The following is a 21396-nucleotide window of genomic DNA, read 5'->3' as shown; positions in this document are numbered from 1 at the left end:
GACCGGAGCACTCGCGACGACGCGTCGATCAGGACGAGTCGGCGATCACGTACAGCGCGTCCCGATGGAAGAGAACTTAACTCAGCCTGGCCGGAACGTGTGACCAGCACCCATGCAGATAACGGACTACGAACTCTTCGAGGTCCCTCCGCGCTGGCTGTTCCTGAAACTGACCACGAGTGACGGAACCGTCGGCTGGGGGGAGCCAGTCGTCGAGGGGCGCGCGCACACGGTCCGCGCGGCCGTCGAAGAACTGCTGGACAACTACCTGCTCGGGGAGGACCCGACGCGCATCGAGGACCACTGGCAGGCCATGTACCGCGGCGGGTTCTACCGCGGCGGCCCGGTGTTGATGTCGGCCATCGCGGGCGTCGACCAGGCGCTCTGGGACGTCAAAGGGAAGCAACTCGACGCGCCCGTCCACGAACTGCTCGGCGGCCGCGCCCGCGACCGCATCCGGGTCTACCAGTGGATCGGCGGTGACCGCCCCGCCGACGTCGGCAAGGCGGCCCGCGAGAAGGTCGACGCCGGCTTCACCGCGCTCAAGATGAACGCCACCTCCGAACTCCGTCGCATCGACACGCCCGCGGCGGTGGAGGACGCCGTCGAACGGGTCGCGACCGTCCGCGACGCCGTTGGCAACGAGGTGGACATCGGGGTGGACTTCCACGGCCGGGTCTCCAAACCGATGGCCAAGCGCCTCGCCGCGGCGTTCGATCCGTACGACCCCTTCTTCCTCGAGGAGCCGGTGCTCCCCGAGCACAACGACGCGCTCCCGGAGATCGCGGCCCACACCTCGGCGCCGATCGCGACCGGGGAGCGAATGTACTCGCGGTGGGACTTCAAGGAGGTGCTCGAGCAGGGGAGCGTGGACGTCATCCAACCTGACCTCTCGCACGCCGGCGGCATCACGGAGGTCAAGAAGATCGCGAGCATGGCCGAAGCCTACGACGTCGCGCTCGCCCCGCACTGCCCGCTCGGCCCCATCGCGCTGGCCTCCTGCATCCAGGTCGACGCCTGCACGCCGAACGCGCTCATCCAGGAGCAGAGCCTCGACATCCACTACAACGACACCAACGACGTGCTCGACTACCTCGTCGACGACGGCGTCTTCGAGTACCGCGACGGCTACGTGGACATCCCGACCGCGCCCGGCCTCGGCATCGAGATCGACGAGGAGTACGTGCGAGAGCGCGCGGAACAGGACGTGAACTGGCACAACCCGGTGTGGCGACACGACGACGGCAGCGTCGCCGAGTGGTGACGACGATGGAAGAGCCAGTCAGCGGGCGCCGAGAGCGACGGTGGAGCGGCGATGCCGTTCAGTCGCCGGTTCGCGTGAACACGACGACGACGCGGTCGCCGATGTCGTCGAGGGGGTAGGTTTTGCTGGTGTAGGCGTCCCCGAGGCGCTCCGCGACGTTGTCCCGGAGCGCCGGTTGGGTGATGACGACGGGTGGCGTCTCGTTGCCGACACCGTCGACCCGTGGGACGCTGTCGACGTCCGCGCCGAGAGCTTCGGTGTACCACGGAAGCGGTATTCGAGCGTGCCACGCGCCCGTCCCGGGCGGGTAGTCCACCCGGGATTCGTTCATCGCGAGGCGGTCGCCGACGTACAGCACGTCGACGTCGTCGCCGCCGGTCGCGGTCGCGCGCTCGATGTCGTTCACGACCTGCCGGAGTTCGCCGGGGGCCTGGGCGTAGTAGATGACGTCGTTGCCGGGGTCGCCCCGCGGGCTCTCGTGGGGCTGCTGGTAGCTCGTCTGCGCGATGGTCGCGCCCGCAGAGGCGACGAGGAAGACGAGCAGGCCAGCGGCGACGGTGGCTCGTACGGCGTGCATCGGCGTGCGGTCCCGGAGGAGAGCGGGTTCGCGGGCGGGGAGTCGACTGCGGCCCCACTGGTAGACGGCGTACGCGCCGACGGCCGCGGGGATACAGAGCGGGACGATGGCGTGAACCGTCGACCACGGCACGGGGAGGTTGTTCGCGAGCGGGTAGCCGACGAGCGCGGCGACGCCGCTGTAGAAGTTGAACGCCACGAGGCCGCGCGGCGCGTCGCCGGCGTAGCGGTCGAAGAGGAAGCCGACGACAGCGAGCAGCGCGACGCCGAGCGCGCCCGCGAGGACGGTTTCGGCGGTGTCCGTGAAGTACGGGAGGTAGGGGTGTTCCTGGATGCTCCCGGACACCCAGTAGTCGATGGCCTTCTGGAGGGAGCCGAGCGTCGCCTCCCCGACGACGGCGGGGAGTGTCCCGAACTCGCCGCCGAGCGCTCGCCACAGACCGATCTGCTGGCCGGGACCGGCACGCGGCGCGTAGAAGTAGACGACGACGGCGAGGAAGACGGCGCTCGCGAGCACGGCGTGGGGCCACCACTCGCGGACGCCGGCGGCGGCGCGGTCGGCGCGGCCGCGGAGGAACTCGAAGGCGTCGCCATCCTGGTCCCGGGCGCGGAGGAGGTAGCGGTCGAAAACGAGTGCGCTCGCGCCGGCCCACGTCACCAGCCAGAGCAGGACGCTCTCCTTCGTGGCGAACGCGATACCGAGCGTGACCGCGGCACCGTAGAGGTAGCGCGGGCGCCGCGTGTCGGACGCGCGCACGAGCAGGCCGAGCGTGACGAGCATGAACGCGGCGAGCGGGAGGTCCTTGCGCATGAACCGCGAGTAGTAGAAGAGGACGGGGTTGAACGCGAGCGCGACGCCGAGCGCGACGACTTCGCCGTCCCGGAGGTGCTCCCGGAACAGCCACGCCGAGAGCGGGAGGAGCGCGCCGACGACCGCGACGAAGAGGCGCGCGGTGGCGTCGTTCGCGCCGAGCACGGGGAAGACAAGGGAGTTCACGCGAGCGAAGAGGGGGCCGTGGAGGATGGGGCGGTACTCCCAGGCGCCGTTCTCCATGAACCGCAGCACCCAGTAGCCGAACCAGGCTTCGTCGTAGTAGAAGACGCGCTCGCCGAGCTGGACGAGCCGCGAGACGAGTCCGAGGAGGGCGAGGCCGACGAGCGCGGCGGACACTCGCCGGTCGCGGAGATGTTCGAGACGGGTCACTGTCCGTTTCGTAGCGATAGCGCCGATATATTCTTTGTGTTGAACAGCCGTCGTGTCGGGTGATTCGGGTGCCTGGGTCGAACGCGTAGGTCGGACGGTCCGGATGCGTAGGTCGTGCGGTTCGGATGCGTAGACTGCACAGTCCGGATGCGTAGACCGCGCGATTCAGACGCGCGTGTCGCCGCCGTCCGGTCGTTCCGCGCAAGATGCAGAAGAACTAATCCGTCACTTCACCTGTCCAGTACTGTGCAACTCCTCCCGGTCCTCCACTGGGGAGTGGGTCTCCTGGTCGTCGGACTGCTCGCCCTCCCGCTGACCGCCCGCCTCCTCGACCCGCTGGAGACCCGCGGCGCCGGGTTCTCCTTTGTCGTCGGCACCGCGGTCGTCACCCTGGTCGCGTTCTGGACGGGACAGGTCGCGTTCGGCCCCTCCGCCGCCGCGTTCGGAGTGGGCGCGCTTGCGGCGCTCTCGGCGCTTGCGGTGCGCACTGGCGTCTCCCCGCCTTGGCGGCGGTTCGCCGAGAGCGCGTTCGTCTTCGCCGCCGCGTTCGTTCTGGCGGTGGTCGTCTCCGTCGACAGCCCCGGCCTCGAGGTGTGGGCCGAGGGGTTCCTCAACTTCGGCACCGTGAAGTCGCTGTTCCGGGCGTCGGCGCTCCCGCCGGCCGACTTCTGGTTCGCGGGCGCGCCGATGCAGTACTACTTCGGCGGCCACCTCACCGCCGTCCTCTGGGCGTTCCTCACCGACACGCCCGCCCGGTACGTTCCGACTCTCGCCGTGCCGACGTTCTACGCGATGGTCGTCGCCGGCGGCTACGACCTCGGTCGCTCGCTCGGCGCCGCACGCGGGATACACTCCCGGCTCTCCGGCGCGTTCGTCGCCGTCTTCCTCGGCATTGGCGGGAACCTCTACGAACCGCTCGGACTCGTCCTCGGGTCGCTCCCGGCGAGCGTCGACCGGGCGGTCCTGAGCGCGCTGTCGCTGCCCGCGAACGCCTTCGCCGGGTCGTTCTCGACGTTCGACGCGACGCACTTCGCATCGTTCCCGACTGACGTCCCGCTGTACTCGGTGCTCGTCGGGAGCCTCCACGCGCACGTGATGAGCCAGCCGTACACGCTCCTGGTCGCCGCGGTGCTGTTCGCGTACTACCAGACGAGCGCCGGCGACCGCGGCGCGCGCGTCGGCCGACTCGCGGCCGTCGTCCCACTCGCGGGCGTCGTCGCGGTCACGAACGTCTGGAGTCTCCCCACCGCGCTCGGCCTTGTCGCGCTCGCGGTCGCGTTTTCGCCCGAGCACCCCGCGGGTCTGCTCCCCGACGGCAGCAGTCGACTCGAGCGGGTCCACGGCGCGCTCCGGAACGAGGGCGGACGCTACACAATCGCGCTCGGCGTCGCCGCGGTCGTCGGCGCGCTCGGCGTCCTCGTGGTCGCGCCGTTCGTCTTCGGGACCGACACCACGCGGCCGCTCGCCTTTCTCCCGGAGCGCAGCGACGTCTCGCTGTACCTCCTCGAGTACGGGGCGTTCCTGCTCGCATTCGCGCTCTACCTCGGCCCCCGCCTCCGCCGGCACACCCCCACCCTCGCGCCGGTGGTCGTCGGGGCCATCCTCGTCGCCCTCGCAGTCGCACTCGAGTTCGTCGCGCTCGCGTTCGTCGCGCCGGTCCTGCTGGCCGCGTGGTGGCTCCTCCGGCGGACCCGCTCGGTCGGCTACGAGACCGTGCTCGTGCTCGCGGGCGCCGGACTCGTGTTGCTCGTGGAAGTCGCGTACGTGAACGGCGGCGCCGCGCCCGGCCGGTACAACACGATATACAAGATCCACAGCCAGGTGTGGTTGCTGTGGTCGGTCGCCGCCGGGACGGCGCTCGCGTCCGTCGTCGCTGCGTGGCTTCCGACGGACTCGTTCACCACGCCCGCCGTCGACCGCGACGCGGCGCGGGCGGTTGTCGCGGTCGCGCTGGTGCTCGCGACGTCGGTCTACGGCGCGCTCGCGCTCTCTGCGGTGGCGACGGAGGACCGCTCCGTGGTCGAGGGGCCGACACTCGACTCGACGGCGTTCGTCGGCGTCCTCCACCCCGACCACGACGCCGCCATCGAGTGGCTCGACGCGCGCGCCGGCCAACCCCACATCGTCGCCGCCGCGCCGACCGAACGCGCGATGTTCGGATTCCGCGCGAGTCCGGCGTCCAGCCTCACGGGACTCCCCACAATCGCGGGGTGGACACACGCCGCCGACTACCACTCCGAGGCAGCCTACAATCGGCGGGCGGCCGACGTCCGCGCGATATTCGAGGGGGACGCCGCGACGCGGGCCGCCCTCCTCGAGCGCTACGACGTCCAGTACGTCTACCTCGGTCCGTACGAACGCGAGCGATACGACGTCCGGCCGTTCGAGCGCGAACACGGGTTCCGGCCCGTCGAGTTCGGCAGTGTGACCGTGTACGTCGTGAACCAGACGGCGCTTCCGGACTCGTAGACCAAACGGCGCTCCCGAACCCGTGAATCAGACGACGCTCCCGGACTGACGGGCCAGGGCGGTCAGCCGGGAACTGGTGTGCATCCAGTAACCAGTGGGACAGGAGAGCAATCAGTCCGAGTGCCGTCTACCCGGGCATGGAAGAGTACGACTTCGTCGTCATTGGCTCCGGGTCGGGTCTCGAGGTGGCGAACGTGGCCGCGAACCAGGGGCAGTCGGTCGCCGTCGCGGAGAAGGGGCGGTTCGGCGGGACGTGCCTGAACCGGGGTTGCATCCCCTCGAAGATGCTGCTGTACCACGCCGACGTCCTGGAGACGGTCGAGCGCGCCGGCGAGTTCAACATCGACGTGACGGTCGAGGACGTCGCGTTCGCGGACATCGTCCGCAAGGTGAACGAGGACGTACACGAGGACGGCGAGTCGATCCGCCAGGGTCTCCACTCCTCGGACCAGCACACACTCTACGAGCACGAGGTGCGGTTCGTCGACGACCACACGCTCGAAGTCGTGGCGGGCGAGAACGAGGGCGCGCGATTCCGCGGCGACACCATCCTGGTCGCGGCGGGGACGCGACCGACGATTCCGCCCATCGACGGCATCGAGGACGTGGAGTACCTGACGAGCACGGAAGCCCTCCAGTTGGAAACGCCGCCGGACCATCTCGTGATAATTGGGGGTGGCTACATCGCGGCTGAACTGGGGCATTTCTTCGGGACGTTCGGCAGCGACGTGAGCGTCGTCGGGCGCCGGCCGTCGCTGCTCCCGCAGGCCGACGAGGCGGTGTCCGAGGCGTTCACGGACCGGTTCGCCGAGCGGTTCGACGTCCACACCGGCTGTGAGGCGATATCGGTCTCTCAGTCCGGCGACGGGTTCACCGTCGAAGCGCGCGAGTACGAGTACGACGACGGCGGCGACGGGGGCGGCGTCGTCGAGGACGGCGAGTCGGTGTCAGTCACGGGCGACGAACTCCTCGTCGCGGCCGGCCGGCGGCCGAACACCGACCAGTTGAACCTCGACGCGACGGGCGTGCAGACGGACGACCAGGGGTTCGTAGAGACCGACGAATACCTGCGGACGGACGTCGAGGGCGTGTGGGCGCTCGGCGACATCGTCGGCGAGTACCTGCTGAAGCACAGCGCGAACCACGAGGCCCAGGCGGTCGCTCGGAATCTCTTCGGGCCGGAGCTGCAGCCGGTCGACTATACGGCGATGCCGTTTGCAGTGTTCGCGTCCCCTGAGGTCGCTGGTGTGGGTGCACGCGAGGAAGAGTTGCGGGCGGACGACGTGGAGTACGCGGTGAACACGCACCAGTACGAGGACACCGCGCGTGGGGACGCGATGCACGCCGAGGGGTTCGTGAAGGCGATAATCGACACGGAGGGCGAGATTCTGGGTTGCCACATCATCGGCCCGGACGCCTCGACGCTGATCGAGGAGGTCGTCGTCGCGATGAAGGCAGGAACGGGCAGCGTACAGGACGTCCGGGAGTCCGTGCACATCCACCCGGCGCTCCCCGAGGTCGTCCAGCGCGCGTTCTCCGGGCAGTTCAGTCGTCCCGGCCACGAACACCACCATCACCACCACTGACGGCTGGTTTATGGGCGAACCCACTGACGGCTGGTTCACGGGCGAACTGTCGGGTCACGGTCCCCACCGGCGGTCACGTTTTTCCTCTTTGCCGGCGATGGTCGTCGTATGGCAGACGAACTTCCCGTCGAGGAGTACGAGGTGGTGGTCGTCGGCGGCGGTCCCGCCGGGCAGACGGCGGCGCTGTACACCACTCGTCTCGGCCACCAGACGGCGCTGGTCGACCGCGGCGGCGGTCGCGCCGCGATGATGCAGGAGGTCCACAACGTCCTCGGGGTTCGCGAGGAGACGAGCGGCCACGAGTATCTCGGCGTCGGCCGCGAACAACTCGAGGCGTACGGGTGTTCGATCCATCAGGACGCCATCTCATCCTGCCGATGGACTGACGACGACACCGTCGAGTTGTGCGGCGACGACGCGAACTACCGCGCGGAGCGCGTCGTCCTCGCCACCGGATTCAGCGACGTCCAGCCTGACCCGCCGCTCCCGCGGACGGGCCGCGGACTTCACTACTGCCTGCACTGTGACGCGTACATGTTCGTCGACGAGTCGGTGTACGTGATGGGCCACTCCGAGAGCGCCGCGCACGTCGCCGCCATCATGCTGAACTTCACCGACGACGTCGACCTGCTCACGCGCGGCGAGGACCCCGAGTGGAGCGAGGAGACCGCCGAGATGCTGGACACCCACCCCATCGGCGTGGTCCACGAGGACGTCACCGGCATCCAGAACGGCGACGACGGATGGCTGGAGGCCATGGAGTTCGCGGACGGCTCGACCCGCGAGTACCGGGGCGGGTTCGCGATGTACGGCGCCAAGTACAACAACGGCCTCGCGCGGAACCTCGGCTGCGACGTCAACGACGACGGCACGGTCGCGGTCGACGACCACGGCCAGACGAGCGTCGAGGACGTGTACGCCGTCGGGGACCTGACGCCGGGACACAATCAGGTGCCAATCGCGCTCGCGGACGGCGCGAAGGCCGGCATCTCGATACACTTCGCGCTCCGTGATTTCCCGCGGGACTCCGACGCCGTCGAGGCGGCGGGACCGGTTCGGTCCGGAGAGGTTCCAGGCATCCCCGACGACCTCCTCGAGCAGGCCGTCGACTTCCACACGTACGACTGAGCGTCGTCCCGAACGTGTCGGTTCGTCGCCTCCGACGGCCCCGTCGACCGGGGTACGTGTCGCCCCGAGTCCAACAAGACATATACCGGTGAAGAATAGAGCAATCGCTACCGGGTAGGGGTACCCGAGTTCTTTCGAGCACACAGTTCAAGAGCGGCGCGTCCATAGCGGGAGGTGAATCAGATGGCAAGCGACAGCGGAGCGGCCAGGGAGTCGAGAGCCACGCCGGAACGCGACGAGCGCGCCGACTACGACTACCGGGGAGGGGAGACGGAACGCCCGGGCCTCGAAGCGGCCCTCGACGAGCGCGTCGCGGGCGACGTGCGCTTCGACGACTACTCGCGGGAGCTGTACGCGACGGACGCGAGCGCCTACGAGGTGACGCCGGTCGGCGTGGTGTTCCCGGCGTCCACCGAGGACGTGTCGAGCGTCGTGTCCTACTGCGCGGCCCGCGAGATACCCGTGTTGCCCCGGGGCGGCGGGACGAGTCTCGCGGGGCAGGCGGTCAACGAGGCCGTAGTGCTGGATTTCACGCGCTACATGGACGCCGTCGAGGAAGTCGACGCAGAGGCGGCGACAGCGCGCGCAGAGGCGGGTGTCGTTCTGAGCGACCTGAACGAGGCGACCAGCGAGTTCGGCCTGAAGTTCGCGCCGGACCCCGCGGCGGGCGACCGGAGCGCGCTCGGCGGCGCCATCGGGAACAACTCCACCGGCGCGCATAGCCTCCAGTACGGGAAGACGGACGCCTACGTCGAGTCCTGTGAGGTGGTGCTCGCGGACGGCACCGTCACGACGCTCGGCGAGGTGACGCTCACGGAGCTCCGAGACGGTGCAAATCAGGATGGCGCGCTGCTAGAGCGCGTCTACGCCGAGGTCCTGCGCATCGTCGAGGAGGAGGCCGGTGAGGTCGAGGCCCAGTACCCCGACCTGAAGCGCAACGTCTCCGGGTACAACCTCGACGCGCTCGTCGAGGAGGCGCGCGAAGCACAACAGGACCCGGACGCTACCGTCAACCTCGCGCGATTGCTCGCCGGGAGCGAGGGGACGCTCGCAGTAATTACGGAGGCGACCGTCGCACTCGAACCCGTGCCGGAGACGACGAGTGCGGCGCTGCTCGCGTACGACAGCCTGGACGCCGCGATGCGGGACGTGCCGGCCATTCTCGACCACGACGCGGCGGCCGTCGAACTGGTCGACGACGTCCTGCTGGACCTCGCGCGGAACACTGCGGAGTTTGCGGACGTCGCGGCGATGCTGCCGGACGGGACCGAGGCCGCGCTGCTCGTGGAGTTCTACGCCGACAGCGAGGACGAGGGCGTGGCGAAGATAGACGAGTTGCTCGCGGATCGGGTTGGCGACCACGCCTTTGACGCCCTCGAAGCCCACGACGACGCCACCCAGGAGCGCTTCTGGAAACTCCGGAAGGCCGGCCTCCCCATCCTGCTCTCGCGCACGAGCGACGAGAAGCACATCTCGTTCATCGAGGACTGTGCGGTGCCACCGGAACACCTCGCCGACTACGTCGCGGACTTCCAGAAGATTCTCGCGGACCACGACACGTTCGCGTCGTTCTACGCGCACGCCGGCCCTGGCGTCCTGCACGTCCGCCCGCTCGTGAGCACGAAGGACGTCTCCGGCGTCGAGGCGATGCGGGACATCGCGGACCGCGTCACCGACCTCGTCGTCGAGTACGGCGGCAGCGTCTCCGGGGAGCACGGCGACGGCCGCGCGCGAACCCAGTGGAACCGGAAACTGTACGGCGACCGCCTCTGGGGCGTCTTCCGCGACCTCAAGACCGCCTTCGACCCGGACTGGCTGCTGAACCCGGGGCAGGTCTGCGGGGACGTCTCGATGACCGAGAACCTGCGCTTCGACCCGGGCTACGAGTTCGAGGCGGTCTCCGCGAGTAGCGCGAGCGGAGGCTCGTCGGGCGAGCGAAGCGAGTCCGACGGCGGCTTCGACCCGGCGCTGAACTGGCAGAACGACAACGGGATGCAGGGCATGGCGGAGCTCTGCCACGGCTGTGGCGGCTGTCGGACGAAGCAGTCTGAAGGCGGCGTGATGTGTCCGACCTATCGCGCCGCCGAGGAGGAGTCGCTGTCCACGCGGGGTCGCGCGAACGCGCTCCGGCAGGCGATGAGCGGCGACCTCCCGAACGAGCAGTTCACCGACGAATTCGCCGACGAAATCATGGACCTCTGCATCGGCTGCAAGGGCTGCGCGCGTGACTGCCCGAGCGAGGTGGACATGGCGAAACTCAAGACCGAGGTGAGTCACGCCCGCCACCAGCGCGACGGCGCGAATCTCCGTGAACGCGTGTTCGCGAACGTCGACGAACTCGCGAAGTGGGGAAGTCGCTTCGCCCCGCTCGCGAACCGGCTTCCGGACCTCCCGGGCGCTCGGGCGTTCTTAGAGCGCACGCTCGGCATCGCCCGGGAGCGCTCGCTTCCCGAGTTCGCTTCCGAATCCTTCCAGGACTGGTTCCGCGAGCGCGGTGCTGCGGTCGCTCGCGAGGACGCCGAGCGCCGCGTCGTCCTGTTCGCGGACACGTACACGAACTACGCCAACCCCGAGGTCGGGAAGGCCGTCGTGCGCGTACTCGAAGCCACGGGCGTCCACGTCCGCGTCGCCGACCGCACCGACAGCGGCCGCCCCGCCCACTCCAAGGGATTCGTCGAGCAGGCCCGGGACACCGCCAGGGCGAACGTCGCGGAACTCGCGCCGCGCGTCGCAGACGGCTGGGACGTCGTCGTGCCGGAGCCCTCGGACGCCGTGATGTTCCAGAGCGATCTGCTCGACCTCTGCTCCGGCGAGGACGTCGAGGTGGTCGCCGACAACACCTACGGAGTCTGCGAGTACCTCGACACGTTCCGCCTCGGCGACGACGTGGAGTGGGAAACACCAGGCGACTCGCTGACCTACCACGGCCACTGCCACCAGAAGGCGACGAAGAAGGACCACCACGCGGTCGGCGTGCTGCGGCGCGCGGGCTACGCCGTCGACCCCCTGGATTCGGGGTGTTGCGGGATGGCTGGCTCCTTCGGCTACGAGGCCGAACACTATTCGATGAGTCGCGCTATCGGCCGCCTGTTGTTCGAGCAAGTGGAAGATAGCGACGCCGACACCGTGGTCGCGCCGGGCGAGTCCTGCCGCACGCAACTGGGCGACCGCGAAGGGGAGGGACGGCCGCCGCATCCCGTGGAGAAGCTCGCGGACGCACTCGACTGAGCCAGCGATTCAGCCATCAATCCAATTTCTGCCGGCGACACAGCCGGTACCCCTGGCGGATTGAAAGGGCGAGGGCGTCTCGCGGGCGAAGCCCGTGCACGCATCACCGACCACTATCGCGAGCGTAGCGAGCGATATGCCGGTGAGCGTGCGCGAGAGGCCCGAGGGCTTTCAGACGGCTGTTTCGAGAGATTGTCGTCTCTCAGCTCCCACTCCAGTTCCTGCTGACGAAAACGCTTACCCGCGCTCGCTCCGTCTCTCCGCGTATGTCCGGGCTGGACCTCGACCCGGTGGAACTCGACCGCTACTCCCGCCACATCATCATGGACGGCGTCGGGCCGGAGGGCCAACAGCGCCTGCTCGATTCGGACGTGCTCGTGGTGGGCGCGGGCGGCCTCGGCGCGCCGGTCATCCAGTATCTCGCGGCGGCGGGCGTCGGCACGCTCCGCATCGTGGACGACGACGCAGTGGAGCGCTCGAACCTCCAGCGCCAGATCATTCACGCGGATTCGGATGTCGGCGTGCCGAAGGCCGAGAGCGCGAAGAGCTACGTGGAGAACCTGAATCCCGACATCGAGGTGCAGGCCCACGAGACGCGACTCGACCAGTCGAACGTCGCGGAGTTCCTGGAGGGCGTGGACTTCGTCGTGGACTGCTCGGACAACTTCGCGACGCGCTACCTCGTCAACGACGCCTGCGTGCTCCGCGGGATTCCGTTCAGTCACGCCGCCATCTACCGCTTCGAGGGGCAGGCCATCACGGTCACGCCCGACAGCGCGTGCTACCGGTGTCTGTTCCCCGAAGCGCCACCAGAAGGTACGATTCCAGACTGCGCGACGGCGGGCGTGCTCGGCGTACTCCCGGGGACGATGGGCTGCGTGCAGGCCACGGAGTGCGTGAAGTCGCTGCTCGACAGGGGCGACCTGTTGACGGGGCGCTTGCTGTTCTACGACGCCGACGCGATGACCTTCGAGGAGGTGCCCGTCCAGCGGAATCCAGCGTGTCCGGTTTGCGGCGAGGACCCCGCCATCGACTCCGTCGAGGACGTCGAGTACACCGAGGGGTGTGCGGTCGGCTCCGCTGACTGACTGCGCGTATCGAAGCCGGCCAGTTCGGTACAGCCGACGCTGGGGGCGACGATACGCACGAAGAAGAATGCGGATGACTCGTTCGTCAATCGCTCGCCGACTGCCCGAACCGCTGAATCGCCAACTGCTGAGTTGTCAACTGCTGAATCGTCCGCGCGTCGTTACTGTCGGCGGTAGGCGAGGAGCGCAGCGCCGAGCGCTGCGACGAGCGCGGCGCCGATGCCGAAGCCGGGCACGCTGCCGCCCGAGGAACCGCTGCTGCCGTCACTGCCGTCGCTCGTGTTGCCGGAATCGGCGTTGTCGCCGCTGCCGTTGCCGGACATCTTCACCGTCTTCGTCGAGAAGTGGTTGATGGCGACGTACACCTGCGCCTTCGCGGAGGCGCTGGACGCCTGCTTGACCATGTACGCAGAGGAGTCGCTACCGATAGCGCCCTTGAGTTTGCTGTACGAGGAGACCTTCGCGGCCGCCTCGCCGTCCACGGTCACGTTCATGTTCGAGGTCGAGCCGACCGCCGCCTCGGAGACGCTCGTGATGACGATCTTGCCCTTCGATGCGGACCGCTCGACGGTCATCTTCACCGTGCTCTCGGCGGACTGCTCGGCCTTCACGGAGGTCTTCTGGGTGTACGCGACGGTGTCGGTCACCATCTTGCCGTCCTGCTTTTCGACGTACACCTCGCCGGCGACCTTGCCGGACGCGATGAGCTTCTCGTTCTGCTCGGCCTGGTCGGACTTGCTGTCCGGGTACGCCCGGAAGACGAGTTTCGAGTTCGCCTGGAGTTTCGCGGACACGTTACCGTTCTCGTTGACGGTGACCGAGCCCTCGCCGACCACGATGAACGTGCCCTTCGTGCCGCTCTCCGTGGTCACGGACACCTGCTGGTCGGACTCCGCGGACGCCGACGCGCCCGAGGAGACGTTGGCGACCACGACCTGCTTGTTCTCGCCGGACTTCACGACGAGGATGCCGTGGCTGTTGTCGTGGGCCTTCATCTTCGCGGACCCGGAGGCGGAGATGGTCGCCTCCGCGTTCGCCGTCGCGTCGAGGCTGAGCGCACTCCCCTCGATGGACGTCACCGAGGAGAGCGAAAGACTCCCCCCGAAGAGTCCGCCGGTGTCACCGGACGACCCGGCCTGGACCTTCACGCTGTCCAGCATCGTCGTTCCGCCGACCTGGTAGTCGACGACCGCGTTCTGCTTGACGTCGAACTGGACGTGCGTTCCGGTGTACGCGGACGCCTCCTGTTTCTGCGCGTTACTAGCTGTCGCCATCGCTGCCGTCGGCACGGCACTGACGGCAATCAGTACCGTCAGCACCACCGCGATTGCTTTACGTGACATCGGTGTCCCTCACTTACCAAGCCCTTTGAAAACATTTTGTGGCCACCTGTTGGAAGCGGAACCGGATATCAACGGTCGATATCCGCAGTGTTACCGTCTAACACGGCGTCGACCTCCGCCGGCGTCACCAGTGCGACGTCGCCTGGAATCGTCCGCTTGAGTGCGGCCGTCGCCGCGCCCCACTCGAGTGCGTCAACGATGTCCCCGCCCTGCGCTCGCCGCGCGATGTAGCCGCCGACGAACGCGTCCCCGGTGCCGACCGCGTCGTGCGTCTCCGCCTCGAACACCGACTGTTCGACCGTCTCACCGCCGTGGAAGGCGACTGCACCGTCTTCACCGCGCGTCACCACCACCGTCCCGAAGTCGAAATCCTCGCTGAGACCGCGCGCGATCGCTGGCGCATCACCCTCGCGGTCCAGAACCCGTCGGGCGTCCCGTCTCGCGACGAACAACACGTCCACGTGCGGGAACAGCGACTCAAGTTCCGCTCGCGCCGTCGTCGAGTCCCACAGTTTCGACCGATAATTCACGTCGAGTGCCGTCGTCGCGCCCGACTCCCGGGCGCGCGCCAGCAGGTCCCGCGTGGTGTCCGCGAGCGTCGCGGACAGCGCGGGCGTGATGCCACTCGTGAAGAAGTAGTCCGCCGCCTCGACCCTCGACACGTCGAGATCCGCGGGCGTCGCCGTCGTCACCGCCGCGTCCGTACGGTCGTAGACGACGTTCGTCCCTCGCGGCTCGCCGGCCTGTTCGAGGAAGTAGACGCCCTGTCTGCCCGACTCGCTCCACGCGACCGCAGGTTCGGTGCCCTGCGCGCGCAGGGTCGCTGTCACCTTCCGACCGAGCGGACTGTCGGGGAGTTTCGACAGCCACGTCGTCTCGAGGCCGAGTCGACCCGCAGCGACCGCGACATTGCTCTCCGCGCCCGCCGCGCGGAACTCCAGTTCCGTCGCGCGCTCGAGGCGCTCCTGACCGGGCGGCGAGAGGCGAAGCATCGTCTCGCCGAACGTCACGAGGTCCATACGCCGGGATGGAACGGCGGCGGCTTAGTTCCCCGCATCCTCCCGCCGCCGCCCGCCGTGCCCGGGGTAGTCCCGCTCGAAGCGCGTGGCGAGTTCGTCGCCGTCCACGCGAACCACTGTCGGGCGCCCGTGCGGGCACGCGAACGGGTTCTCGCAGTCGTCCAGCGCGTCGAGCAGCGCGACGATTCGGCCCTCCGCGAGCGACGTGTTCCCGGTGACGGCGGGCCGGCACGCCATGTCGGAGAGCAGTTCGTCGGCGGCGTCCGCTACCAGGTCACCGCCGGCGTCGGCCACGAAATCTGCGAGCACGTCCCGAGCCAGTTCCGGGTCGAGCGCGTCCGCGATGACGGCCGGAACCGCCTCGACGATGGCAGTCCGCTCAGCCAAGGACGCCTCGAAGCCCAACTCCCGGAGCGCCGGCAGCGCGTCCTCGAACACCGCCGCTTCGCCCGCCGTCAGATTCAGTTCGACGGACTGCACGAGCGACTGCGAGGTGCCGTCGAGACGCTCCCGCAGGCGCTCGTACTGCACGCGCTCGTCCGCCGCGTGCTGGTCGACGAGCACCAGTCCGTCGTCGGTTTCCGCGACGACGTACGTGTCCTGTAACTGGCCGAGTACCCGAAGGTCGGGGAGGGATTCGAAGTCGTCGTCGGACTCGTGCCCGTCCGCGGGCGTCGACGCATCAGCAGGCTCCGACGCGCCCTCGTCGTCCACGAGGCGAGCGTTCTCCGTCGGTTCCGAGAACCGACTTCCCGACGTGTCGTGCTCGGCCTCGCTCGCACCGGTGGTCGTCTCGGTTGCGCCAGTGGATTCGCTGCTCGATGACGAACGCGTCTCCTCGGAACGCGAACTGCCGCGCCTCTCGCTCGCCACCTGCGCACGCGGGTCACCCGCTTCGTTCTGGTCGCTCACTCCGTCCGAGTCGCGCACGCCGCTGGAATCACGCCGTTCCGGCGAGACGGGCGCGTCACCGGGCTTGGACTTCCCGCGCGGGGCCTGCGAACGCACCAGCCCAGAGTCCAGGAGGGCGCCCCGGACGGCGTCGCGAACCGCGCGCTTCACGCCGGCTTCGTCCTCGAAGCGCACCTCCATCTTCCGGGGGTGGACGTTCGCGTCGACACCGTCCACCTCGACGAACAGCACCGCGAACGGGTAACGGTCGTTCGCGAGCTGGCCGCCGTAGCCGTCCAGCACGGCCTCTCGCAGGATGGAATCGCGGACGGAGCGCCCGTTCACGAACGTCGCGAGATACTCGCGAGTCGCCCGCGTGACCTCGGGGTCGGAGACATAGCCGTGAACGCGCTCGACGGCTCCATCGGTCTCGCCGCCACCGCCGGACGTGTCGCCCAGTTCCGCGTCGACGCGGCGGAGCGACTGCGCGACCTCCCGACCGTACACCGAGAGCGCAGCGTCCCGCACGTCCCCCGTGCCCGTCGTCGCGAACACCTCACGGCCGTCGTGGGTCAGCGACACCGCGACGTCGGGGTTCGCGAGCGCGTACCGCGTCACCGCGCGGTTGACGTGCGCGAACTCCGTCGCCTCCCGCTTCAGGTACTTCCGGCGCGCCGGCGTCTCCGCGAACAACTCCTGGACCTCGACGGTCGTGCCGGCGGGGCGTCCAGCGGACCGGACATCGCCAGCGTCGCCGTGGTCGACCGTCAGTTCGGCGCCCGCGTCGCCCGCATCCCGGCGGCGCGTGGAGACGGTCATCCGCGACACGGAGCCGATGGTGTAGAGTGCTTCGCCCCGGAACCCGAGGGTCGCGACGCCGTCCAGGTCCGATGCGTCGCCGAGTTTGCTCGTGGTGTGCTGGCGCACCGCCGAACGCAGGCCGTCGGCCGTCATGCCGTCGCCGTCGTCCGCGACCGTGATTCCCTCCGTGCCGCCGCTCTCGACGGTCACGTCGATGCGCGACGCGTCGGCGTCGAGGCTGTTCTCCACGAGTTCCTTCACCACGCTCGCCGGGCGCTCTACCACCTCGCCCGCCGCGATCTGCGCGACCGTCGCGTCGTCCAACTCGCGGATGCGGTCGCTTGCCGTCATTGCATCCAGCCACGAAGCGGCCGCGTATCAATCTCCCGCTACCCGGCGTCGCGAACAGCGCCCTGCTGTGGCAGGCGACGAACACGCGCTGTTGCTGTCGCGCGACGAGCAGCACGCGCCGAACTGCGTCCACTCGACAGCCAGTCGCGTACAGGGTGAAAGCCCAAGCCCACCCGGATTAATTCGTGTTAATTCGGTCGAGCGCCCCGGAAACCCAGGTTCAGCGCTTGCCCCGTTGAAGGGGCCGTGGGGCTACCCGTCTGGTACAATGAACGCAGAACGTCCCGCGCTCCTCGGCGTCGTCGGCCTGCTCGTCGCCGCGACGGCCGGCGTCGCCTTCGGTGTCCGACTCGGCCTGCCGGTGAGCGCACAGACCCTCTTCGTCGCGACGCTCTGGGGAACGACGATACTGTTCGCCGGCACCGCAGTCGTCTGGTTCGTCCTGACGTACGTCGTCGGCGCCGGCTACGAACCACCCGAAGCAGTACACGGCGGCGACGACGTGCAGGTCCGCATCCTCACGATCGACGCCGCGGACGTCGTCCAGCAGACCGTCGACTCGCTCCCCGCGGAACTCGACGACGTGCACGTCGTCGCGGAAGCCGACATCGACGTGGCGGGCGCGACGGTCCACGCCGTTCCCGACGACTTCGCCTGCGAGGCCGTGCGGAAGGGGCGCGCCATCGAGTGGGCGCGCCGGCACATCGACTGCGACCGCGAATACGCGCTCTACCTCGACGAGGACAGCATCGTCGAGCAGTTCGACGGCCTGCCGGACGCCGACGTCGTCCAGTTGCGCGAACAGCCACGCCACACGGGGTCGGTGTGGAGTTACCTCGCGGACGTCTACCGGATGGGCGTCCAGATCGAACAGCGCGCGTTCGCTCGCCTCTCGGTCCCGCTGTTCGCGTGGGGCGGCGGCATCGCCGTCCGCACGTCCCTCGAGGACGACGTGACGTGGGACCGCGAGACGCTCGTCGAGGACACCGCGTTCGTGTGGGCGGCCGCCCGGCAGTTCGACATCGACTTCGAACTCGGTCGCGTCACCTGCCGGAACGAGGCGCCGCCGACGCTCTACGAGATTCTCCAGCAGCGCCGCCGCTGGGCCGCGGGCAACCTGCAGGCAACCTCCCTGCTGCCGCTTCGCTACCGCGTGCTCACGCGAGTCCGAAACTACGCGTGGGCGCTCTCCCCCATCGTCACGCTCGTCGCCGTGCCGCTGTCCGTGCTCGGCGTCGGCGTCGTCTACGGCGGGGCGTTCACGCTCGCGTCACTCGGACTCGCGGCGTTCACCGCCTACTGGTACCTGCGCGGGATCACGTACTACGGGGCGCCGGAGTTCCACTGGGCGCTCGCGGTGCCGCTCGCGCCCGTCGTCACGCTCGTGCATTCGATGGGCACCGTCGCGGGCATCCTGAGTCCACCCGCAGAGTTCCGAGTCACGAAGAAAGTCGGCGGTCGGTAACTTCCGTCGCAGGGCCGCCGTCACCGCCGCCTACCTGTCGTCCTCGAGGCGCTCCTGCCACGCCTGCACCTTCGACAGCAGTTCGACGGGCGGCGTCTCGTTGACGTCGACGTCCCGGAGGTCCGCCAACACGTCCTCGGTCGCCGGGTCGAGCGCGTCGTCCCGGCCAGTGTCGTCGCCCTCACTCGCTCCGTCCGTCTCGGCACCTCTGTTCGACTCCGTGTACTCGCCGCTCTCGACGTCGAACACTGCCTGCACGGGCTCACTCGCGCTGCCGCGCGCTTCGACGGCCTGCTCGTCACGGAGGCGGGCGAGCACGTCACGAGAGCGGTCGACGACGGGGTCGGGAACCCCAGCTAAATCCGCGACGTGGACGCCGTACGAGCGGTCGGTCGAACCGTCGCGGACGGTCCGCAGGAAGGTGACGTCGTCTTCGGAACCCGAGTCCGGATCGCCGTCCACCGCGACGTGGACGTTCGCCACGTCGTCGAGGTGGTCGGCGAGACCCGTGAGTTCGTGGTAGTGGGTTGCGAACAGGGTCTTCGCGCGCACCTCGTTGTGGAGATACTCGGTCGCCGCCCACGCGATGCTGATACCGTCGTACGTCGCGGTGCCGCGGCCGACTTCGTCGAGGATCACGAGCGAGTCCTCGGTGGCGGCGTGGAGGATGCGGGAGAGTTCCTGCATCTCCACCATGAACGTCGAGCGGCCGCCCGCGAGTTCGTCGAGCGCGCCGACCCGGGTGTAGATGCCGTCTACGAGGCCGACGCGGGCGTGGTTGGCGGGCACGAAACTGCCGACCTGCGCGAGCAGGACGACGAGTGCGACCTGGCGCATGTACGTCGACTTCCCGCTCATGTTCGGCCCGGTGACGACGACGAACCGTCGGCTAGCGCCGAACGTCGCGTCGTTCGGCACGAACTCGGTGGTCTGCTCGACCACGGGATGACGACCAGCCTCGATCTCGAGGTCGTCGCCCTCTGTGAGTTCCGGGCGCGTCCAGCGGTTCACAGCGGCGTGCTCCGCGAAGCTGGCGAGCGCGTCGAGTTCCGCGAGTGCGCGCCCCACCTGCTGGAGGAGGTCCGCGCGCTCGCCCACCCAACTCCGCAGTTCCTCGAAGAGTCGGTACTCGAGGTCCGCGCGCGCCTCCTCCACTCGCACGATCGCGCGCTCGCGCTCCTCGAGTTCCTCCGTGGTGTAGCGTTTCGAGTTCTTCAGCGCCTTCACCTCGCGGTACTCGTCGGGCACCGCGTCGGTCTCCGAGCGACCCACCTGCACGTAGTAGCCGTCGGTCTTGTTGCGGTCGACCTGGAGGTGTGTGATTCCGAGTCGCTCCTTCTCACGGGCGGCGAGGCCCTCCAGCCACTCGGTGTGCTCGCGGTGCTCGACGAGCAACTCGTCGAGTTCCTCGTCGTACCCCTCCCGGAGCAGGCCGCCCTGTCGGAGCGTCTTCGGCGGGTCCTCGGCGAGCGCCGCGGCGAGTTTCTCGCGGACGTCCGCGGCCGCGTTCCGGTCCACGCGGGCCAGCACGTCTGCCGCGGGCGACTCCGCGAGTTCGGGGACTGTGGTCAGCGCGTCCGCGACGTCGGGGACGAGCGCGAGCGTGCGCCGCACCTGGAGCAGGTCGGTGGCGTCTGCGCGCCCGCCCGCCGCCCGACTCGCCAGTCGCTCGAGGTCGTACGCGTCGCCGAGCGCGTCGCGGAGTTCGTCGCGCGCGAGCGGCGAGTCGACGAGCGCCCCGACCGCTTCCTGCCGGCGCTCGAGTTCCCGTCGGTCGCGCACGGGGCGGGTGAGCCACGCCCGGAGCCGGCGTCCGCCCGCCGCCGAGGCCGTGTGGTCGAGCGTCTCGAACAGCGTCTGCCCGCCCGCATCCGTCATCGTGTCGGTGAGTTCGAGATTCCGTTGTGTGGTCGCGTCGAGTTCGACGTGCTCGTCCGCTCGGTAGGGCTGAAGGCGGGACAGCGAAGCGAGCACGCCCGCGTCGGTCTCCGCGACGTAGTCGAGGGCCGCGCCCGCCGCGCGGGCCGCCGGGCTCTCGGCGTCCACGCCGATGCTCCGGAGCGCGCTCTCCCCGAACTGCTCGCGCACGCTGTGTGTCGCCTTCCCGGGCGCGAACGCCCCCGACTCGTGGAGCGACACCGTGGCGTCGGTGCGCTCCCGGAGCGTCGCGAGGAAGTCGCCGTCACCGCGCAGGTCCGGGCCGGGCAGTATCTCGGTCGGGGCAAACCGGTAGAGTTCGGTGACAGCGTCCGCCCGGTCGCCGACGGTGGTGACGCGGAACCGGCCCGTCGTCACGTCCACGAACGCCACGCCCCAGTCGCCGTCCCGCACCACGCTGGCGAGGTAGCGCGCCTCGGCGTCCGTCGTCTCGAGGAGCGTTCCGGGCGTCACGACGCGCGTTATCTCGCGCTCGTGGCCGTCCTCGGTCTCGTTCTGGTCCGCGATAGCGACGCGGTAGCCGCGCTCGACGAGCGACTTTAGGTACGGCAAGAGGTCGTCGACCGGCACGCCCGCCATCGGGTACGAGGAGCCGTGACTCGACTTCTCGGAGACCTTCAGGTCGAGTTCCTCGCTCACCGTCTGTGCGTCCTCGCCGAAGCACTCGTAGAAGTCCCCGACCTGCATCGCCAGTACGTCGGCGTCCGTCCCCTCCTTCAACTCGAGGAACTCCTCGACGATGCTCACGGCGACCGCCTCGCGTCCATCGTGACTGCTCTCTGTGGGCGCCCACGACAAGAAGGCTCCGGGACGCCCCGCAAGCGGCGTGCGAATCGGGAACACGAACCGCCCGCGTTTCGTGGAAATCGGCGGTTTCGGGCGCCTCGAGCCTGCTACTGGAACCCTGCCGAAAGGTGAGATAAATTATACGTCAGCTGCGTGCGATAAGGTTCTTTGGTGGTGGGTGAGTCGCCCCTAGGACGAACGACGACAGCACCGAGAAGGACAGCTGGTAGGACACCTGTGCTTCTCACTCCGCCGGCAT

Annotated in this window: 12 protein-coding genes; 7 read left to right on the top strand and 5 right to left on the bottom strand. The window is 69.0% G+C overall.

Going from position 1 to position 21396, the window contains the following annotated elements; genetic code table 11:
• Positions 1 to 112: 112 nt before the first annotated feature.
• On the top strand, positions 113 to 1264 hold the full coding sequence (gene dgoD / locus LT970_RS01030; protein WP_232687113.1) for a galactonate dehydratase: 1152 nt from the start codon (positions 113 to 115) through the stop codon (positions 1262 to 1264).
• A 58-nt stretch (positions 1265 to 1322) separates the two neighbouring features.
• Here dgoD and LT970_RS01025 read toward each other — a convergent pair whose 3' ends face one another.
• Entirely contained in the window at positions 1323 to 3044 is a 1722-nt protein-coding gene (locus LT970_RS01025; protein ID WP_232687112.1) for a flippase activity-associated protein Agl23, read from the bottom strand.
• 246 nt (positions 3045 to 3290) lie between these two features.
• On the opposite strand from LT970_RS01025, the gene LT970_RS01020 reads away from it, so the two are divergent.
• The 5 genes from LT970_RS01020 to ubaA all read left to right on the top strand — a co-directional run bounded on the left by LT970_RS01020 (position 3291) and on the right by ubaA (position 12543).
• Positions 3291 to 5513, top strand: a complete 2223-nt coding sequence (locus LT970_RS01020; RefSeq protein WP_232687111.1) for a DUF2298 domain-containing protein — start codon at positions 3291 to 3293, stop codon at positions 5511 to 5513.
• Positions 5514 to 5650: 137 nt separating this feature from the next.
• Positions 5651 to 7099 carry a dihydrolipoyl dehydrogenase gene (locus tag LT970_RS01015; RefSeq protein WP_232687110.1) on the top strand — a complete coding sequence of 483 codons (1449 nt, stop codon included), beginning with the start codon at positions 5651 to 5653 and terminating at the stop codon, positions 7097 to 7099.
• A gap of 108 nt (positions 7100 to 7207) precedes the next feature.
• Positions 7208 to 8227: an NAD(P)/FAD-dependent oxidoreductase gene (locus LT970_RS01010; RefSeq protein WP_232687109.1), complete on the top strand. Its 1020-nt coding sequence runs from the start codon at positions 7208 to 7210 to the stop codon at positions 8225 to 8227.
• A 183-nt stretch (positions 8228 to 8410) separates the two neighbouring features.
• Entirely contained in the window at positions 8411 to 11455 is a 3045-nt protein-coding gene (locus LT970_RS01005; protein WP_232687108.1) for an FAD-binding and (Fe-S)-binding domain-containing protein, read from the top strand.
• A 266-nt stretch (positions 11456 to 11721) separates the two neighbouring features.
• Complete coding sequence (gene ubaA / locus LT970_RS01000; RefSeq protein WP_232687107.1) at positions 11722 to 12543, top strand: SAMP-activating enzyme E1; 822 nt, start codon at positions 11722 to 11724, stop codon at positions 12541 to 12543.
• A gap of 161 nt (positions 12544 to 12704) precedes the next feature.
• On the opposite strand, the gene LT970_RS00995 is transcribed toward ubaA, so the two are convergent.
• The 3 genes from LT970_RS00995 to mutL all read right to left on the bottom strand — a co-directional run bounded on the left by LT970_RS00995 (position 12705) and on the right by mutL (position 16948).
• Complete coding sequence (locus LT970_RS00995; protein WP_232687106.1) at positions 12705 to 13886, bottom strand: PGF-CTERM sorting domain-containing protein; 1182 nt, start codon at positions 13884 to 13886, stop codon at positions 12705 to 12707.
• Between the two features lie 68 nt (positions 13887 to 13954).
• Positions 13955 to 14905 carry a bifunctional 2-dehydro-3-deoxygluconokinase/2-dehydro-3-deoxygalactonokinase gene (gene kdgK1 / locus LT970_RS00990; protein ID WP_232687105.1) on the bottom strand — a complete coding sequence of 317 codons (951 nt, stop codon included), beginning with the start codon at positions 14903 to 14905 and terminating at the stop codon, positions 13955 to 13957.
• A 24-nt stretch (positions 14906 to 14929) separates the two neighbouring features.
• Complete coding sequence (mutL, locus tag LT970_RS00985) at positions 14930 to 16948, bottom strand: DNA mismatch repair endonuclease MutL (RefSeq protein WP_232687104.1); 2019 nt, start codon at positions 16946 to 16948, stop codon at positions 14930 to 14932.
• A gap of 268 nt (positions 16949 to 17216) precedes the next feature.
• On the opposite strand from mutL, the gene LT970_RS00980 reads away from it, so the two are divergent.
• Positions 17217 to 18413 (top strand): glycosyltransferase family 2 protein, encoded by a 1197-nt coding sequence (locus LT970_RS00980; protein WP_232687103.1) that lies wholly within the window; start codon positions 17217 to 17219, stop codon positions 18411 to 18413.
• A 30-nt stretch (positions 18414 to 18443) separates the two neighbouring features.
• Here the strand turns inward: LT970_RS00980 and mutS are convergent, their stop codons facing one another.
• On the bottom strand, positions 18444 to 21098 hold the full coding sequence (mutS, locus tag LT970_RS00975) for a DNA mismatch repair protein MutS (protein ID WP_232687102.1): 2655 nt from the start codon (positions 21096 to 21098) through the stop codon (positions 18444 to 18446).
• Positions 21099 to 21396 lie beyond the last annotated feature (298 nt).

This window comes from Halobacterium zhouii, from assembly GCF_021249405.1.
In the GTDB taxonomy this organism is placed as follows: Archaea; Halobacteriota; Halobacteria; order Halobacteriales; family Halobacteriaceae; genus Halobacterium; species Halobacterium zhouii.
The sequence above is the reverse complement of the archived record's forward strand: the minus strand, read 5'-3'. Positions and strand labels throughout refer to the sequence as shown.

Bases quoted from the DNA above. Each gene is read 5' to 3' on its own strand.
- LT970_RS01005 (WP_232687108.1), top strand. From the start codon at position 8,411: ATGGCAAGCGACAGCGGAGCGGCCAGGGAGTCGAGAGCCACGCCGGAA.
- LT970_RS00995 (WP_232687106.1), bottom strand. From the start codon at position 13,886: ATGTCACGTAAAGCAATCGCGGTGGTGCTGACGGTACTGATTGCCGTC.
- dgoD (WP_232687113.1), top strand. From the start codon at position 113: ATGCAGATAACGGACTACGAACTCTTCGAGGTCCCTCCGCGCTGGCTG.
- mutL (WP_232687104.1), bottom strand. From the start codon at position 16,948: ATGACGGCAAGCGACCGCATCCGCGAGTTGGACGACGCGACGGTCGCG.
- kdgK1 (WP_232687105.1), bottom strand. From the start codon at position 14,905: ATGGACCTCGTGACGTTCGGCGAGACGATGCTTCGCCTCTCGCCGCCC.
- ubaA (WP_232687107.1), top strand. From the start codon at position 11,722: ATGTCCGGGCTGGACCTCGACCCGGTGGAACTCGACCGCTACTCCCGC.
- LT970_RS01010 (WP_232687109.1), top strand. From the start codon at position 7,208: ATGGCAGACGAACTTCCCGTCGAGGAGTACGAGGTGGTGGTCGTCGGC.
- LT970_RS00980 (WP_232687103.1), top strand. From the start codon at position 17,217: ATGAACGCAGAACGTCCCGCGCTCCTCGGCGTCGTCGGCCTGCTCGTC.
- LT970_RS01015 (WP_232687110.1), top strand. From the start codon at position 5,651: ATGGAAGAGTACGACTTCGTCGTCATTGGCTCCGGGTCGGGTCTCGAG.